At 37.5% G+C, this 17,364-nt stretch carries 16 protein-coding genes; 8 read left to right on the plus strand and 8 right to left on the minus strand.

From position 1 onward, the window contains the following. The first annotated feature begins 248 nt into the window (after positions 1–248). The gene (locus I5515_RS11335; protein ID WP_199966804.1) at positions 249–1,259 is read left to right on the plus strand and encodes an AraC family transcriptional regulator; all 1,011 of its coding nucleotides are present in this window, start codon (positions 249–251) and stop codon (positions 1,257–1,259) included. Between the two features lie 184 nt (positions 1,260–1,443). Here I5515_RS11335 and I5515_RS11340 read toward each other — a convergent pair whose 3' ends face one another. The 7 genes from I5515_RS11340 to I5515_RS11370 form a co-directional block, all read right to left on the minus strand. After that, entirely contained in the window at positions 1,444–1,926 is a 483-nt protein-coding gene (locus I5515_RS11340; RefSeq protein WP_199966806.1) for a hypothetical protein, read from the minus strand. Next, the gene (locus I5515_RS11345; RefSeq protein ID WP_199966808.1) at positions 1,901–2,599 is read right to left on the minus strand and encodes a hypothetical protein; all 699 of its coding nucleotides are present in this window, start codon (positions 2,597–2,599) and stop codon (positions 1,901–1,903) included. The genes I5515_RS11340 and I5515_RS11345 overlap by 26 nt, the downstream gene beginning before the upstream one ends. Before the next feature lie 2 nt (positions 2,600–2,601). Then, entirely contained in the window at positions 2,602–3,147 is a 546-nt protein-coding gene (locus I5515_RS11350) for a PAAR domain-containing protein (protein WP_199966810.1), read from the minus strand. Positions 3,148–3,341: 194 nt separating this feature from the next. Continuing rightward, positions 3,342–3,626: a hypothetical protein gene (locus I5515_RS11355; protein WP_134262908.1), complete on the minus strand. Its 285-nt coding sequence runs from the start codon at positions 3,624–3,626 to the stop codon at positions 3,342–3,344. Positions 3,627–4,275: 649 nt separating this feature from the next. Then, the gene (locus I5515_RS11360) at positions 4,276–5,622 is read right to left on the minus strand and encodes an OprD family outer membrane porin (protein WP_199966812.1); all 1,347 of its coding nucleotides are present in this window, start codon (positions 5,620–5,622) and stop codon (positions 4,276–4,278) included. A gap of 78 nt (positions 5,623–5,700) precedes the next feature. Continuing rightward, positions 5,701–7,086, minus strand: coding sequence for an MFS transporter (locus I5515_RS11365; RefSeq protein WP_199966814.1), 1,386 nt, complete (start codon positions 7,084–7,086; stop codon positions 5,701–5,703). A 171-nt stretch (positions 7,087–7,257) separates the two neighbouring features. Continuing rightward, positions 7,258–8,202: a dihydrodipicolinate synthase family protein gene (locus I5515_RS11370; RefSeq protein ID WP_005042407.1), complete on the minus strand. Its 945-nt coding sequence runs from the start codon at positions 8,200–8,202 to the stop codon at positions 7,258–7,260. Positions 8,203–8,387: 185 nt separating this feature from the next. Here I5515_RS11370 and I5515_RS11375 point away from each other — a divergent pair, with 185 nt between their 5' ends. Then, a complete protein-coding gene (locus I5515_RS11375; protein ID WP_199966816.1) occupies positions 8,388–9,278 on the plus strand; it encodes a LysR family transcriptional regulator in 891 nt (296 codons plus the stop codon). A gap of 113 nt (positions 9,279–9,391) precedes the next feature. On the opposite strand, the gene I5515_RS11380 is transcribed toward I5515_RS11375, so the two are convergent. Continuing rightward, positions 9,392–9,667 carry a hypothetical protein gene (locus tag I5515_RS11380; protein ID WP_199966818.1) on the minus strand — a complete coding sequence of 92 codons (276 nt, stop codon included), beginning with the start codon at positions 9,665–9,667 and terminating at the stop codon, positions 9,392–9,394. A 412-nt stretch (positions 9,668–10,079) separates the two neighbouring features. On the opposite strand from I5515_RS11380, the gene I5515_RS11385 reads away from it, so the two are divergent. The 6 genes from I5515_RS11385 to I5515_RS11410 all read left to right on the plus strand — a co-directional run bounded on the left by I5515_RS11385 (position 10,080) and on the right by I5515_RS11410 (position 17,254). After that, positions 10,080–12,716 (plus strand): type VI secretion system Vgr family protein, encoded by a 2,637-nt coding sequence (locus tag I5515_RS11385; RefSeq protein ID WP_199966820.1) that lies wholly within the window; start codon positions 10,080–10,082, stop codon positions 12,714–12,716. A 2-nt stretch (positions 12,717–12,718) separates the two neighbouring features. Next, positions 12,719–13,621, plus strand: coding sequence for a DUF4123 domain-containing protein (locus tag I5515_RS11390; protein WP_199966822.1), 903 nt, complete (start codon positions 12,719–12,721; stop codon positions 13,619–13,621). Positions 13,622–13,694: 73 nt separating this feature from the next. Next, positions 13,695–14,162 (plus strand): DUF3304 domain-containing protein, encoded by a 468-nt coding sequence (locus I5515_RS11395; protein ID WP_227562704.1) that lies wholly within the window; start codon positions 13,695–13,697, stop codon positions 14,160–14,162. Between the two features lie 24 nt (positions 14,163–14,186). Beyond that, a complete protein-coding gene (locus I5515_RS11400; protein WP_199966826.1) occupies positions 14,187–14,702 on the plus strand; it encodes a hypothetical protein in 516 nt (171 codons plus the stop codon). Between the two features lie 28 nt (positions 14,703–14,730). Then, complete coding sequence (locus I5515_RS11405; protein ID WP_199966828.1) at positions 14,731–16,245, plus strand: T6SS phospholipase effector Tle1-like catalytic domain-containing protein; 1,515 nt, start codon at positions 14,731–14,733, stop codon at positions 16,243–16,245. A gap of 301 nt (positions 16,246–16,546) precedes the next feature. Then, positions 16,547–17,254, plus strand: coding sequence for a YoaK family protein (locus tag I5515_RS11410; RefSeq protein ID WP_199966830.1), 708 nt, complete (start codon positions 16,547–16,549; stop codon positions 17,252–17,254). Positions 17,255–17,364: the final 110 nt, after the last annotated feature.

Below are 17,364 nucleotides of genomic sequence, written 5' to 3' on the forward strand. Positions count from 1 at the left end.
TTTCTTGAATTATGTAATCATGCTTGAGGACGTAACTTCACTTTATTCTATTTCTATCCTAACTTATTGCATTTTTCCAAATCCTTAGCAGATAAATCCCTGGATAAAACAAAATTGTCCTAACATGACACATTATTGAAAATGTGATTTCTGTAGAATTGATTCAGAACCAAGATATTACGATTAGTATTTCAGTTTGTCTTGACACTAAATTTTATAATTTATCTTTTTATGCCACTGAGAATGTTATGACAGAAATAGTTACTATTCCTGGAATATTATTGGAATTAGTTGAAAGTTATATACATAATAATCAGTTAGATATTGATCAGGTCAATACTTTGCTTCGACAATATAAAGGGCGAGAACGGATTCATTTAGAAGTTTGGTGGGAAATATTGGAACTTATTTATGAAAAATATCCTGTTCCAGTGTTAGGGCATTATATTGGCAGTCTGATTGAACCTTGTCATATCAATATTTTGGGATATTTAGCGTTATCTAGCCCTAATGTAATCAGTTTTATTGAAAGTTTTAAAAACTTTCAGCCTTTATTACAAAATAGTGCGCAGTTTTCTATAAATATTGAACAAAATAAGTTCGCAATGACATGGACACCCGTCATTGTTAAAAACTCCCAGTTATCTAATGAGGTACTTATTTCTGGAGTATTAAAGTTACTTCAAAATATACTGCACTATAATAATATTAAACCTTTAAAAATTGAATTTTCAGCAACCAAACCTAAAACAATAAGACATCATGAAGAAGTATATGGTTGTCCTGTTAGTTTTGACTCAGATGCTTTACGTTTATGGTTTCCTATTGATATGCTTTATTTGCCTATTCCAACTGGGGATCCATATTTAAAAGAATTACTTAATAAACAAGCTGAAGTACTATTAAAAGCCTTACCAAATGCTGATAGCTTTCTAAAAAAGCTACAAGAAGTCATTGTTCAAACGCTTAATAATAAAGAGCCCACCGTACAAAATATCGCAATACAAATGGATTTATCTGTACGTACATTTTATAGAAAGCTTAATCAACGTGGATTGCAATACTCTGATATTGTAAAAAATATAAGAAAAGAGCTTGCTAAAAATTATTTGGTAGAAACAGATTTATCTTTATCTAAAATTGCTTTTTTATTGGGTTATGCAGAACAAAGCGCATTTAGTCGCGCTTTTAAACAGTGGGAGACTCTCACGCCAACAGAATATCGTAAATCTTTTCAAAAAATGAATATTAAACTTTAAAAGTTTAATTCTAGTTATATTTTTAATGTGATCAGGCCCCCATGCCACAACAGAACTTTAATTTTTTGCGATGATTTAGAGTAAAACGCTATTACAGCTACTCTTACCTTATCTTTAGATGGGTAACCATCCCAAAAAAACTCAATAAAAAAGCCACTTAAGATAAGTGGCTTTTTATGAATCATTATTTACGGCAATCGTCAGGTCCTAACTCATCTTTGGTATAAGTAGAATTTATTTTTTTTAACCAGACTTGCTCTTTTGAGTTAAGCCAAGCATAAATATCTTTATAGTTATTTTGTTCTTCAGGCGAGATTACATCTTTTGTTTCACGAGCGAATTTCGCCATCCAGCAGATTTTATTTAGCTTACTAGTGTTCAAACTTTCTTCAATAACATAACCATTCCCAGCACCTTCCTCAAAGGCTTTTAACGCATTTGCTTTTGTTAATGTTGCATAAACTAATGATTTAGTGACATCACTATTTTTTTCTTGAAGAGCATATCTATACACTCGGTAATCTGTAGTTATTACACTGACTGCGCCACGCCCTGCATTAACTAAAGCTTCTCTATCGTTATTTACTTGTGTATTTGCACAACCATTAATGAAAAGCATAAACAGAGGGACACAAATAAATTTAATATAAGTTCTGTTTGCCAACATTATGTGGGTCTCCTGGATATTCTCTATTTTGTTTCATGATCTGAATCATTTTAGGGTTATAGTCTTGGCCAAAGACTTTTTTAAACATATTTCGGTTGATGTGTAGGGGGCCGTGATTCATTTGTAAATCTGCTAAGTCCCTAGTTGCAGTAACAACATCTAACTTTTTAAGCGTATCTTTCAAATCTTCGATTTTAGAGTAAATTTCTTTACCTTGATCAAATTTACTTAAATTACGTAATTCAAGAAGTTCATCAACTGCAAATGTACTCAGAAAGCGTACTTTAAAAGCTGTACTTTGAAACTCTCCAACAATACGTGGAATTTCTTTTACTGAATGTTTTAGCACATAGTTTTGAAATTTTATGTACATTCGGGTATGAAAAGCGGGGTCGCTCATGTAACCATCATTAAGTTTATTAATATCCCATTCCATACCGAAACGAGCTGCCATCAGCATTTCGATTGTATTATCTGCGACCTCCGCCCAATGCTGAATATTCATCATAAAATTATATGGTCTAACCATCGCGTAATTGCGAACTTTAATATGGTCATTGCAAAGAGGCTCTGTTATTTCACAAACTTTCTCTTCATGAGGGTAAGCATCCCAAGCAGGTGATGAGCCCGGTATATTACGACTGTATGGATTTCCTAAATTCTTATCTGACATTCTTAATTCCATGCATCCATAGGTTTTGATAGGTCAAAAGTAGTTAAATCAACCTCTTTGGCTTCCGTACCTGTTTTTATTAATTCGGTATAACCGCTTTTATCTGTAAAACCTTCAATCTCTGTACCGTCAGGACCTTTTAATTTAAAGTATTGCTGTGCAAGCGGCTTGCCAGTTTCTTGATCTTTAAGCTGAAACTTGAGTCCGTGTTCATCAGTCTGAGGTACAAAGCTATCTTGAGTTTGAGCTTTACTCGCTGGTGAACTTTGTGCAGAACCACCGCCATTGTCTTGAACTACTAAGTTTTGTTGAGGTAATAACTTACAGCCACATGAAAGAGAGTCGTTAACACGGGCAGCGGCTTTACCAAAGATCTGCATATATGGGTCGCCAGACACAATGATTGCAACAACTTTATGAGTTGGACAGGTAGCTTTGTCACCGACACAGGCAACGGGAATACCGTCAATTAGGAACATACTGTTCCCAGAAATTACTTGACCACCGCCAGTAGTGGGGCAGCCTATTGTTATATATGGTGTTGCCAAATCTATTCCTTCTTATATTCATGAAGTGCCAAAATCATACCAAAGAGGGGGTAGACAATACTGTATATTTTTATTGTTCAGTAGAGCTGACTTATTTTCCAAGGCCCCCGTGCCACAACAGAACTTTAATTTTTTGCGCTGATTTAAAGTAATCTACCATTGCGACACAGAGATAAGGGAGCTAAGCCAAATGCTTAGCCCATGTCTTCTTTATCGCACCGCCGCATCACACTAAAAAAAGTAGGGGCAAAGTCCTGTGGGAGAGCAGGACTTTGCAAGCTGACATGTTCTAGACGTTGCATGAGCTTATGCGAATACACTTGTTCAAGCCGTTGGTAAATACAGTCACAACTGGCTTGGGTGTGTCCACCAGACAGGCAAATTTCTTCAAAATCCTGCTGAGTCTGAATGTCACAACCAGAAACACCGTAATCGCCTATTAAAAGGCTTAAAGCCAAAATAGGTTTATAAAGTTTCATATTATTCTCGTGATAATTTTCACTAAGTTATTAATAAAAAATAAGCCGCTTATATTTAAAGTCTTAAAATCATTTAAAAGGGAATAGTTAACCCACCCATAAAAACAGGAAAATAAAATGATTAAGTTTTTTAAATTAAAATTATTTATAAATTTAAAATATTTTAGGTGAGAGAAAGCCTAAATTTTAAATAAATAAAATCACGAGAGAGGATAGGGGATTAATATAAAAAATGTCATGGTCAACTCCTAGAATTTATGGAGCTCTACCACCAAAGATCACCGTCAATTGATTATGGTGGTAGAACGGAAGAGGGTTGACAGACTGGGTATACAAACCAGCACGCGCAAGCGCGTCCCCCTCCCGTCCTACCGCAACGGTAAGGGGGAGGTGCAAGTTGCGCACAAGTCTCATACTCAGGGAGTATTTATACCTGATACGCTGTATACTCGGTCTGTCAAAACCGACTAGCAATGTGTGCCAGCGAGACCATAATAATCATAAGTTTTTAACAGGTCAATTCAATTTAAATAAAATATTATAAAAATTTTAAATATAAATTTATATTTTAATTAAACTCAAGAGTTAATCTATTTAAAGCCATAAATTAATAAAAATAATAAAGCTAAACTAAACGTTTAGCCTGCTCTTAAAATGTATAACGATAATTAATTAATACACGGTGCTGGTCCCAATCTTTACGGGTCATGCCATTTATTTTTTCACCTAGGTTTGCATTTTCAAACTTCGATTCATAATGTAAAAATGAATAACGCACATCTAAGTTTTTTACCCACGGCAAGGCATAACTCACCGTAAAGTCAAAGTAACGCTCTTTACCTTCAACATCACTGCTAATGTTACTTTGGTGAGCGCCAAAGCCATAAATATACTTCGCCTCAGTTTTTAAACCTTTCACATAATCTTTCCAGTTATATTTCAGCCGAAGGGCAACCACGGTTTCATCGTTATTGGTAAAGTCAGGGCCAATGGTCGACGAGGTCGGAAACGGGTTGGTGCCGTGGTCTTGCGTTAAAACCGAATTGCGGTCAGAGTGCACGGCAAAGTTATCTTCTATCCAAAAACCATCAAACTTTGAAACGGCAATGCCGCCTTCAATATTATTTTTGGCTACATTTACATCGACAAAATAACCATTCCCACGGTTGTTAATGTCTTGGCCTTTGACACAGTCTAGCTCGGTTTCGGCACCACATTTAAACAGCTTGCCATCGTCACGCGTGAAAAAAGCACCTGTATTGAATGTCCACACCAAGCCATGAAAGGGCAATTTATATTGAGCAATTGCCCCGTACTTTTTTAAATAATCTTTGCTATTTAAATACTCGGCATTCACGCTCCAGTTTTTGTACTGATATTTGGCTCCAAGCAAACCGACATAATCAATGCGCTCGTCATTTTCAGTGACCAGTTTTTCAAAAGAGTCCATGCTGCGCGGTTTCCAGCGGTCATAGTAAGCAATGTAAGTCTGTAGCTGATCATTCAGTTGAAACTGACCACTTGCACCCGAAAAAGTGTCGGGCACCGCGCGGTTATTGGTGCTTTTAAGCAACAGCGAATCTTGCAACTGACGGCCTAATTTAATTTCGCCTTTGTCGCCCAGTTTTGCTTTGATGTAGAGCTGCCCTAAAGTCGCAAAGTTTTGATCGAGCTTGCCATTATTTTCGACTTCTAAAAGCTGAGCGCTAGGCTTACCAGAGTCAAATAACTTGGTGACTGCATAGAGTGAGCCATCCACTCCAAGCCAGTCCCACATGTAAGGTGACTGATAATTTAACTCAAGCCCTAATGCACTTTGTTCGTATTCACTCGACGAAGGCGAAGGGTTGGCAAGTGTAGGGTGGGCGGTGCCTTCATCGTTCCAGTAACGGGTGTTAAGTTTTAATTCTAACTTGCCAAATTCTTGAGGAAGCTCTGCATACGCATTGCTCACACTGCCTAAACCAATACAGCCCCATAGCAAATATTTATTCATTTTAAATTCCTTTTTTAAGCATGAATAAGCCCTTTGCCTAACGCTGAGGTTAGGCAAGCTTTTTATGAAATGGATGAATTAAGGAGAGAGTTTTTCGAGCACTTGGCCTTTGGTTTCAATGGCAAAGAAGAAGGTCACAAGGCCACCAATCAGCGCCACAACCGCCAGTACACTAAACACATATTGAATGCCATAGCCACCGACCACCAGACCGACCATAACAGGTCCAATTGCAGAGCCAGCACGTAGCCAAGCGGTACTAAAACCAATGCCCATCGCACGTAGGCGAGTAGGGTAAAGTTCAGCAGCGTAAAGGTATAAAGAGAATGAAATGGTCTGCAAAATGGCATAGCTGAGCGTTGCCAAAATCACAACTTCCATCGCCGATTTTGCACCTAAAATCGAGAGGCTCATGAGTGGAATGATTGCCAAGAAAAACGCTGCACTGTACCAAGGACGGCGGCCGACTTTATCAATCATTAACGCACAGATAATAGAGGCAATCACACCCACGCCGGACGTAATCCAGCCATAACCTAAACTGGTTTGAAGTGACAGACCAAAGTGTTGTTTGTAGAGAGATGGCAGCCAAGTGACCATGGCATTGTTCACCATATAGACGCAGAACCACATGCCCCACAGGGTAAAGGTACGTTTGCGGTAAATGCCTTGGAACAGCTCACGCCAGTCGGTTTTTGCCATGCCTTGCGGGTTAATGTCTTTAACCACAGGTTCAGCCAAAGTTTTACCGCTTTTGATGGCACCTTCTTCAAAGCTTTTGACAACTTTATCGGCTTCTTTAAAACGGCCTTTTGAAGCAAGCCAGCGTGGTGATTCAGGTAAGAAAAACCGTAAAGGAATCACCAGTAAAGAGGGAACTAGCCCCACAATAAACATGACTTTCCAACCATAAATTGGCATCAGGAAAAATGCTGCCATGCCTGCAAACATAAGACCGAGTGGGAATAAAACTTCATAGAGCAAGAAAAACTTACCGCGCTTTTCTGCACCAATAAACTCATTAATATAGGCACTGGCAACAGGCACTTCACCACCTGTTCCTATGCCTTGTAAGAAACGGAAAATTAACAGCGACATTCCGCTCCACGCAAACAGACAAGAAATGTCCATTGCCACAAACAGTAAAATGGTAAAAGACAGTACTTTTAAACGACCGACTTTTTCGGCAAGAGAACCAAAAAAGATGGCACCGACCAGTTGCCCGACATAGCCCGCGGCAATGATCGCACCGACATAGGCAGGAGTCAGATGCCATTCGGTAATGAGTTGGGGTAAAGCAAAGGCAATCGCAAGAACAGTATAAGCGTCAAAAAAGGTCGCTATACCAATGGTAATTCGCATAAATTGCAAACGTCTGGTCACAGGAAGCCGTTCGAGTCTTGCAATAATTTCCGCATTTTTTTGATGATGACTAATTGGTTCTACATCCGCTAGATTTGTCATCTCTATCTCCTTATCACTACATTCCTCGTAGTTTTGTTGTTCTATTTCGCACTACCTGTTCACCACAGTTTGCATGCTTTTTATTATTATTTTTAAGTGACATGCCCGATGTTTGGCCTCAGGCAGCGTACAGTAAAAAAAGGCTAGCGTACATGCTAGCCCGAATAGAATTTAAGCAACGGCTTGGGTTAAATCGACCTTGCCAATTCCAGCTTGACGCATCGCATCATGAATTTCTTGCTCAGCACCATCTGCCAGTGGCAGCAGTGGCGAACGCACAGTGGCATGGTCCAAAATTCCGCGAGCAACCAATGCATGTTTAAGCGCGACCGTGCCTTCCATGTGTGAACCACGGTGATAGACATTGCGAGTCACTGGTAAAAGTTGGTCGTGAAGTGCACGCGCTTTGGCGTAATCTTTAGCTTTACCTGCCTTAATCATTTCAATTAACAGTTCAGGGGCAATGTTGCCATAGCCAACCAAAGCGCCGTCTACATCAAACATGGTGTGAAGCAAATATTCATCGTGGCACGTCAAAATCTGTAAGTCTGGACGTTCACGGCGAATAATCGGAATTTCGACATCCCAGCGGCGCATGTTACGCACACCATTTTTCATGGCAAACACGCCTGGCTGTGCAGAAATATCGAGTAGGGTGTCTAGGTCGTAAGTGGCCTTCGTTGCATCTGGATATTGGAATAAAATAGATGGCAAACCACTTTCTTCATAAATTGCTTTATAGCGGTCTTGTGGTGCGCCTTTTTGATAGCCAAAACGCAACCAGCCGTGTGAAGGGTAAATTAAGCCTGCCGAAGCACCAGCGCTGACTGCACGTTTTGCTTCTTCTGCTGCAACCGAAGTACCTTCGAGCGTAATACCTGCGATTACCGGAATTTTGTCATCTACCGATTTAACAAAGCTTTCGATGACCTGCATTTGTTCTTTTTGCGACAAGAATGTTCCTTCACCTGCATGCCCAAGAACAACCAAGCCTTTCACACCATCAATACTGCCTAACCATGAACCTAAACGTTGAATTGCATCATGGTCTACTTGTCCGTCACGGGTAAAAGGAGTCACAGGTGCTGGGGTTAATCCACGTAAATCTAAACTCATAATCGTACTTCCTATACAGTGTAATTAAATATTCTCTGGTTCTTAATCTGATTTAAATCGTGTTGTAGAGAACATGATTGGAGTATAGAAATAGGTAAGCTATGTAGGAATTACCAATTCTTGAATTTCAGTTATACTGAAAATGTATAGCTCAAAAGTGCTAGTTTGCGATTTAGGAGGAATCGATGAATTATGATTTATGGAAAATATTTTTAGACGCGGTGGAACTTGGTAGCTTAAGCAAAGTTGCGATGCTGCATAACACCAATCAACCGCAAATAAGTCGGCAAATGAACGAGCTTGAGGCGCAATGTGGCGGTCGTTTATTTAACCGAACAGGACGCGGCGTCGAGCTCACCGATTTAGGCCAGCATTTACTTCCTAAAATTCGTTCATGGCTGAACGTGACCGACCAACTCAATAATGAAATTTTGCATTCGACCGATACACCGATCGGGACGGTTCGTATTGCCAGTTTGCCGTCTACTGCACATCCATTGTTATCGACCCTCTATAAAGTGCTTCAACAAAAATATCCCTTAATTAAGCTGTCGGTGCGTGAAGGGCAAGGGGTGCATTTAGAAAAATGGCTTGAAGATGGTAGCGTCGATTTAGCCATTCTCTATCGGTTTAATCCAACACCTAAACAAGGCGATGTTTACCTTACCAAAGCCGATACCTATTTGGTTGGCTGCGAAGGCGATGTTCTCACTCAGGCAAATGAAGTCGACTTTAAAGCAATAAATCAGTTACCGTTGGTCACGTTTTGTAGGCCAAGTAACTGGCGAAACTTTTTAGACCACATGGCTTATGAAAATGGGGTAGAGCTCAATATTGTGTTTGAAGCTGACTCGATTAGTCTGCAAACGCATTTGGTTGCTGAATCTGGCATTTACACTATGCTTGGGCCGCAAGCTTTAAAAAAGGCCAGCCAATATACGTCTATTCAAGCTGCAAAAATTATTAACCCCGAACTGAAGCGTTATATTTCTTTGTCTATTTCTAAGCATGGTTATTTAACGCCTGCTTGTAAGGCGGTCATGGAAGAAATTAGGAATCTTGCCGATTTGCTTTAATACAACACTATGTAATATGCAGTTATAACTTGAATAAACTAAATGAGTTAAAAGGTAAAAATAACTTTTATTGATTTATATAAGAAGTGAAAGCCAGATATTTTAAGCAAAATTTATGACCGACACTGTTGCATGGTACGCATCATAGTTTTTACAAAATCATGCGGTACTTCTGGACTTTGTAGACTTAAATTTCCAAGATTATGCATGAGTTTAGGCGAATATTGACGTTCTAAACGGCGGTAAATACACAGACACGTTGCGCGGCTATGTCCGGCTGCGATGCATTTTGAGTAAAAGTCGCGGTGAGCATTACTTTTATAGCCAGCAGAGGCAATCGATACAAATAATAATCCCCCTAAAAAAAATAAATAATGATAAAGCGACATATATCTACTCGTGATTGTTGTTTTTCATTACCCATATTTGGGTATAACTCTTTCGCATTCAAAATCAGTTAATATCAACTTGCAGTTTCATCATAGTTAGAACAGTTTTAGAGGTCAAACTGATTTGAAGATGAAATCATTAAAAGAAATACACCAAGTATGTTTTATGAATGAAAAAAATTATTAAGTAAAAATTTAATAATATTTTATTTTTAATTAATAATAAGAAATATTGCGGAATAATTATTCAGTTTGGCAAAATAATTTATTTAAGATAACTTTTTAATAAAAATATTATTATATTTATTTAATTGATTTTATTATTGTTTGTTAAAGATAAGTATATTTCATTGTTTGAGGTTATTGTGTCTATTTGTTAATATAAATAGGTTGATTTGTGGTTAAAATAACAATGTTAAATAATATTTTTGATTTCTTAGATAAAATTGGTTTTGCTTCACAAAAACGGGCAGTACATATTTATTTTGCTCATCCCGAAATAAATAATCAGGTTTTTTTACAACGTATTGATGGTTTTCATGCGATTAATGAAGGTCTCTGCGCTGAACTTATTTGTTTATCAACAAATCCTTATATTTCGTTAAAACAATTTATTGGTTGTCAGGTTGCAGTAGAACAAGTAACAGATTCGGGTAAATTATTTAGAACGACAGGAATTATTACAGGGGCAAGTCAAGGGCAAAGCGATGGTGCTCTTTGCTTATATAAACTGACTATGCAGGATGCTACCAGTTTATGGCACAAACGACGTAATAGTCGGGTGTTTATGAACAAAAGCGCGATAGAAATTATTGAGATTATCTTTAAAGAATGGCAAAACAAAAGTCCTTTATTTGCCGCAAGCTTACAAATAGATAGCAGTGGATTAACCAAGAGTTATGATGTTCGACCTTTTTCTATGCAGTCCAATGAAAGTGATTATGCATATTTAACCCGTCTGATGCGGGAAGAAGGTATCAATTGGTTAATTGATGAATCAGAAATGATGGTCTTGAGCAATAGCCAGACGATTGCGCCTCAGAAGCTACGTGTTATTGATCATAATCATGAGTATAAAGTTTTAGAGCGTCGGGCTATTCGTTACCATAGAAGTCATGCAACTGAACAAAATGACAGTATTACCAGTTTTATTGCACAAAGACAGTTGCAGCCCACCGCAATCCATCTTCAACGTTGGCAAGCAGATAGCTTGAGTCAAGAAGATGCAAGTGGCAGTGTTTTAAGTGCACATCAGCATAGTTCACAGCGTGATAATGAAAGTTTGAGTCTTGAACAGGCATGGACAATTGCACCTGCTTGGATTACGGACCTAAACGGAGAAGATCAGGCAACTACTTCAAGTAACAGTCAGATTGAAAAATTAAATAAACAATTAAATCAATATCAAGCTTTACAGGCAAAATATTTTATTGCTCAAAGCAGTGTACGGGATGCTCAAGTTGGTTATTGGTTTCAGTTAAATGAACATCCTGAACTTGAAAGAAATCATGAAATCTCTGATAAAGAGTTTCTGATTTTAAGTAAGCGGTTTTATAACCAGAATAACCTACCTAAAGATATACGTGATCAAGTTGAGCAACTATTAAGTTTGAGCCATTGGCAAGTCAGCCATGATCGAGCGCAAGAACGACAAGCCAATGAGCTTGTGGTTGTACGTCGTTATATAGATATTGTTCCAGAGTTTGAGCCATTAATACATCGTCCATCAGCCCATGTGCAACGAGCCAAAGTAGTGGGTTTAGATGGAGAGGAAATTCATGTAGATGAATGGGGCCGTATAAAGGTTCGTTTTTTATTCACCCGTACTAATGATCACCAACATGATGGTGGTGCAGGAAGCAATGACAATGATACGGATTCTGCTTGGGTAGATGTATTAACGCCATGGGCAGGAGAAGGATATGGTGCCCGCTTTTTGCCACGAGTGAGTGAAATTGTTGCGATTGATTTCTTTGATGGAAATATTGACCGTCCATTTGTTACGGGTCGAGTCCATGAAGGGCAACGATCACCTACCAAATTTGATCTTAAGGGTCAGCTACCCGATACCAAAAAGTTAAGTGGTATTCGCTCTAAAGAGGTAGGTGGGTCTGGATTTAACCAACTTCGTTTTGATGATACGACCGGGCAGATTAGTACTCAACTCCAAAGTAGTCATGGGGCAAGTCAGTTAAATTTAGGTAATTTAAGTCATCCTAAAGAGAAGGCGGAGAGTGATGGTAGAGGTCAGGGGTTTGAACTCAGAACTGATCAATGGGGAGCTGTACGAGCAGGTGATGGTTTACTGATTTCAACATATAAACAAAAAAATGCAGCTCAAGATGCGCTTAATTTAGAGCAGACGATTGCTGATTTAAAAACACATAAAGAATGGAATACAGTTCTAGAAGAGAATGTAAAAGAACATAAAGTTATGGCACTAGATGCTTTAGCGACATTGACAAAGAGTATTGAGGCTTTAGAGGCAGCAGGTAAAGAGGCAGAAGTTCAAACGTTAAAAGAAGCGATTATTATTCTAACGAGTCCAGCAGATATTACCTTAAACTCATCTAAAAATATTCTTATTCAAAGTCAGTCAAATACCCATATTTCAGCTAAAGAAAATATTAATTTGATGAGTGATCAAAATACGGTTTTAGCAAGTCAAAAGAAATTAAGTCTTTTTTCTTATGAAGACCTTATGCAAATTATTAGTGCCAAAGGAAAGTTAGAAATACAAACTCATGAAAAATCAATCGAAATGATTGCAAATGAGGTTGTTAAAATTTTGTCTGTTAAATCCAATATTGAACTTACTTCGCCAGAAGAAATTACTTTAACTGCTAAAGAATCCCAAATCAAAATCAATGGAAGCGGTGTATTTATTACCACTACTGGAAAATTTGAGGTTAAAGCAGGGCAGCATGTCTTTTTGAGTGGTACAAAGGCTGACTTACCAAAACTAACGTGGTCATTTAAAGAGAAAACAGCGAGTTGTATGAAGAACGCGAGTGAATCACATGAAGCCTTCGTTGGTTTTGAGGGATAGTCATGGAAATTTTTACTCAATCGCCAGATTTTTTGGAAAATATATTTGCACCTACAGAAGAGGTTGATGAAAGCTTTTATTATTTTTTAATCGATAGTAGTTCTTTTTCAGGTGTGGATACTTTTTGTAAGGATTTTCCATTTGATGGTGGGCAGAAAATAAACCTCTATTCAGATTTTTCTGAAAACCTACAAGAAAATGGAGCACTACTTTATTCTTTTACTCACGAAGAATGTATTAAAAATATTGAGCTAATTAAAAACATTAGAGACCAAGGTGGGCTAAATTTCTTCAATTCTTATTTTGAAATTGAACAAATTAAAGAACATCTTGAAGAACTGATGGAAATTAAGCAACCTAATGGAAAAAGTGCTTTATTTCGATTTCAAGACAATTTTGCTTTTCATGCAACGGTAAGTGTATTAAATGAATTGAAATGGAGAAAAATATTATCATTTAAAATTAATTATTGGATTTGGCAAAATATTGATAATACTTTTCATCGTTTAGATAATGTTTCAACTAATCGTTCCATTCTTACGACATTAAGTTTTTCAGAAGATGAGTTTAAAGAGATCAATATTAATCTTAAACCAATGCGATTAATGCCTCTATTAAAAGAATATGATGAAAATTTAAAAGAGTTACCTTTTTATCAGCTCTATGAAATAGCAATAAACTTGCTTCAAGAGGCTAAAAAACAACAGTTAATCAGTTTTGAAGATGAAATTTTATTTAGTACTTTATATCACAAATTTGGAACATCCCTTCTTGTCGAAGGGCCTTTTAAAAAAGCTTTAAATAAAACTCAAATGACGGCAATGAGTTTTCAAAAAACGACTGATGAAATTGATTTAAATGAGCTGGACGATTGGTATAAGAAATATCAAGAAGTTCAAGTCTAAATATATTTATTACAGAGATAATACATTGATAAACCCTCTAAAAATATTATGTTGTGCAGCCATACTCCCGCTCATGGTTGCCTGTAAAGCCGAAACGGTCGATTTAACATTTATGGTTTATAACTATAGTACGGAGGGGCTTGGCGAAATTCAGGTCAACGGTCAGGGTAGTACGATTGCTGATGGAGCAGAGCGATTGGGCAGTGTAGGCGGTTCGGGAACAGCCTGTTGTGTTCATTTATTGGCAAACAGTGATACTGCCGATGTAAGCTTTTATACAGATATGGGAGATGGCTACAAGCAGTACCATATTAAAGTTCCTGTAGAAAACCTCAAAGATACTCCACGTTCATATGCAGTTTTACATTATTTCCCAAATAATACAGGGGTCATAGAGGTAACGATGCGTTGGCCAAGTTTCCGTAAGGATTTATTTGATAAAGCACTAGGTGAAAAGGCTAAGAAAATTACTCTCAGCTCTCCAACAATGTGGAGAACGATTCCTGAAAATGAAGCAGCTCGAATAGAATATCCAGATTAAATACGATGAAATTGGAATGAAATAATGAAGAATATTTTTAAAGTAATGCTGTCAGCAGCACTATTACCACTAATGGTTGCGTGTCAAGCCGAAACAGTCGACTTAACTTTCTTAGTCTATAACTATAGTACATATGGTATGGCAGATATCTCTGTGAATGGTAAGGGGCATACAAATTCTGGAGCTGCAGATCGTTTAGGTAGTATAGGAGAGGCTGGAACAGCTTGTTGTGTTCATTTAATAGCAAACAGTGATACTGCCGATGTAAGCTTTTATACTGATCGAGGCGATGGCTATAAGCAGTACCATATTAAGGTTCCTGTAGAAAACCTCAAAGATACTCCACGTTCATATGCGGTTTTACATTATTTCCCAAATAATACGGGGGTAATAGAGGTTTCAATGCGTAGACCAAGTTTTAGAAAAGATTTATTTGATAAAGCTCTTGGAAATAAAGCAAAAAATATTCAGTTAGATTCTCCAACAATGTGGAGAACCATTTCTGAAAATCAAGCAGCACGTATCCAATTTCCTGATTAAAAAATTTTAAAATATCAAGATAACGATTATGACTCAAGCAATACAAAATGAAACCCGTTCTGTAAGAGATATGCTCATAGCAGCCAAAGTTTTAGCAAAAGATGGCAAGGCTACAGAAAGCCCTTGTAAAACCTGTCGTGTGCCGGTTTGGGTTAGTTTCTTTTTTGATGGTACAGGAAATAATAAAGATACTGATGCAGCAACTTTAAACCAGACCAATGTTGTGGCCCTTTTTGAAGCACATAAACAAGATTCTAAAAACGGTATAGAAAAATTTTATTATGAAGGTTTAGGTACACAGTTTAGGTTTGATAAATACTCAGTAGTGGATTCAGGCAAAATTACTGCTGCTGCACGGAGCTTAAATGGAAGAAAAATTGATATTACTGATGCTGAGTGGCGCAAACAAGGTTACAGTGAAAGTGGAAAGGGTATACAAGGAGCTTTGGGTTTAGGGGTTGCATTAGGTATACAACAACGCTTACAGAAAGCCATTTTTGAGTTAGTCGATTATTTGGATAAAATTTATACACAAAAAGGAATTACTGAAATTAATATTTCTGCTTTTGGGTTCTCACGTGGTGCAACAGAAGCTCGTATTTTTATGAACTGGTTACAGTATGCACCTAATGTGACTACCCAAGGCGCAGGCAGTAATAAAAAATTATTTTATCGGGGTAAACCTTTAAAAGCAAAGTTTTTAGGTATTTTTGATACAGTAGAGTCAATTGGTAATGCCGGGCAAAATAAAAATCCTGAGTTATATAGAACACGTATTGAAGACTATATAGAACATAGTATGCACTTGGTCGCGTCTCTTGAAATGCGGCAGTCTTTTCCTTTAACTCCCACGGGTAAACCTACTGCAAATACTGTAAAAGGGCTTATTCATGACCAAAAGGTTTACCCTGGTGTACATTCTAATGTAGGGGGAGGTTATATGCCTCTGGAACAGGCACGTATTTTAGGTTTGTCTCGTATTACTTTACATGCAATGTATAACCGTGCCTGTGCTTATGGATTAAAGTTTTTTACACTTAAGGAAATGAGTGCTTTAATTGATAAGAGATCTACCCATAACAGCTTCTATATTTTAAATTCTAAATGGCAGCAAGATTTAAATAACTTTATGGTATATGTCAAAGGGGGAACCTCTTTTGAACAGCAAATGCAGGGCCAAATAGCGTTATATCATCAATGGATACGCGAAGGTGGATATGCTCGTTTTATTCATCGTAAAACGAGAGAGCGAATCGGCCGAAAAGAAAAAATTACAGCAATAACAAAGCTCAATGATGGCTTGTTTGAAAATATTCGTCAGGCCCTCAATGTCTATGTACCAGAAGGTGCAAGACCATATGATGTGATAAAAGGCAGAGATCGCAAAAGTACTCTACCAAAAGAAGTGGTTTACTATTTTGAAAACTATGTTTGTGATTCAGTCGGTGGCTTTATTGCTGAGGCTAGTGATTTCCAAGCAATTCTCAATGATGGTAAAGCACCTAATTATTTTATCCCTAGAGGGATTGCTAGACCTACTTAATTCAATAAAGCAATTTTGTAGTACTTCTAAACCAGAGATACCGCAAAATCAGTTTATTGATGCTTATGAACAAGCTCAACAGACAGATAACTTTTTAAATGCATCTTAGTGATGCATTTAAGCTACCTTAGCTTTAAAAATAAAAAGTCCAATTACATTGTATCTGGTTTAAATACACTCTGACTTAAAATGAATAGCTAGGTTTTTACATAAAGATCTGTTGTTATTAAAAACGGGAATTTATATTAAATTTTTGACAAAAAATTTCTAATTAAAAAACCAATATTTGATAGGAAGTATAATGCCAGAGACCTCAAATCAACAAGAGACACAAAGTACATGGGCTATATGTCGAGATCCTGTTTTACTGACTATGGTTGGTGGAGCAATTGATACCATTGGCTTTATTGCGTTATTTGGTTTTTTTACAGCGCATGTGACGGGCAACTTGGTGCTTGCAGGAGCAGCCTTGGTGAAGGGCGGTACAGGGGTCTGGATTAAGCTTGCTGCTATTCCATTGTTTATTTTGACGGTGGTGATTACCAAACTGTTAATTGACCGTAGTCAGGTTAAACACAAAACGCTGGCTTATTTATTTTTATTTGAAGCTATTTTTCTGTTCGCCTTTATGGTTTCAGGGCTTTATTTTGAGCCATTTAAAAATGCCGATGCCCTTACAGTCGCACTTACAGGTGGGCTGGGTCTAATTGCCTTAGCTATTCGTAATACTTCAAGTAAAACGCTCATTAAAAATATTAGCCCAAGCACCATGATGACAGGCAACACCACACAGCTTGGTATTGATATTGCCAACTTGCTGAAAAACAATAATGCAGCCAATTGGGCAAGTTTATTCAAAAGTGCCAGTATTGTTGTCGGCTTTATCATTGGTGCTTTCTTGGGTGCGATTTTATATGTCTATTTCGATTTTTGGAGTGTTGCGCCGTTTATTTTACCCATTTTATATTTTTCTTATTTGGCTTCGCAGCAGAAGTTTAACCAAGCTTAATTAACGTAGTAGATGAATTGGCCTGAATTAAATTGAATTCGGGCTTTTTTATGGGCTTAAGTTTGCCAACTAAAAGTGCGTATTCAAATTGTTCAGCTATGACTTTGCAG

This window comes from Acinetobacter calcoaceticus, from assembly GCF_016508255.1.
Classification (GTDB): Bacteria; Pseudomonadota; Gammaproteobacteria; order Pseudomonadales; family Moraxellaceae; genus Acinetobacter; species Acinetobacter calcoaceticus_E.

Coding starts and splice junctions, on each gene's coding strand:
- I5515_RS11335 (WP_199966804.1), top strand. CDS start 249: ATGACAGAAATAGTTACTATTCCTGGAATATTATTGGAATTAGTTGAA.
- I5515_RS11340 (WP_199966806.1), bottom strand. CDS start 1,926: ATGTTGGCAAACAGAACTTATATTAAATTTATTTGTGTCCCTCTGTTT.
- I5515_RS11345 (WP_199966808.1), bottom strand. CDS start 2,599: ATGTCAGATAAGAATTTAGGAAATCCATACAGTCGTAATATACCGGGC.
- I5515_RS11355 (WP_134262908.1), bottom strand. CDS start 3,626: ATGAAACTTTATAAACCTATTTTGGCTTTAAGCCTTTTAATAGGCGAT.
- I5515_RS11360 (WP_199966812.1), bottom strand. CDS start 5,622: ATGAATAAATATTTGCTATGGGGCTGTATTGGTTTAGGCAGTGTGAGC.
- I5515_RS11365 (WP_199966814.1), bottom strand. CDS start 7,086: ATGACAAATCTAGCGGATGTAGAACCAATTAGTCATCATCAAAAAAAT.
- I5515_RS11370 (WP_005042407.1), bottom strand. CDS start 8,202: ATGAGTTTAGATTTACGTGGATTAACCCCAGCACCTGTGACTCCTTTT.
- I5515_RS11375 (WP_199966816.1), top strand. CDS start 8,388: ATGAATTATGATTTATGGAAAATATTTTTAGACGCGGTGGAACTTGGT.
- I5515_RS11380 (WP_199966818.1), bottom strand. CDS start 9,667: ATGTCGCTTTATCATTATTTATTTTTTTTAGGGGGATTATTATTTGTA.
- I5515_RS11385 (WP_199966820.1), top strand. CDS start 10,080: ATGTTAAATAATATTTTTGATTTCTTAGATAAAATTGGTTTTGCTTCA.
- I5515_RS11390 (WP_199966822.1), top strand. CDS start 12,719: ATGGAAATTTTTACTCAATCGCCAGATTTTTTGGAAAATATATTTGCA.
- I5515_RS11395 (WP_227562704.1), top strand. CDS start 13,695: ATGGTTGCCTGTAAAGCCGAAACGGTCGATTTAACATTTATGGTTTAT.
- I5515_RS11400 (WP_199966826.1), top strand. CDS start 14,187: ATGAAGAATATTTTTAAAGTAATGCTGTCAGCAGCACTATTACCACTA.
- I5515_RS11405 (WP_199966828.1), top strand. CDS start 14,731: ATGACTCAAGCAATACAAAATGAAACCCGTTCTGTAAGAGATATGCTC.
- I5515_RS11410 (WP_199966830.1), top strand. CDS start 16,547: ATGCCAGAGACCTCAAATCAACAAGAGACACAAAGTACATGGGCTATA.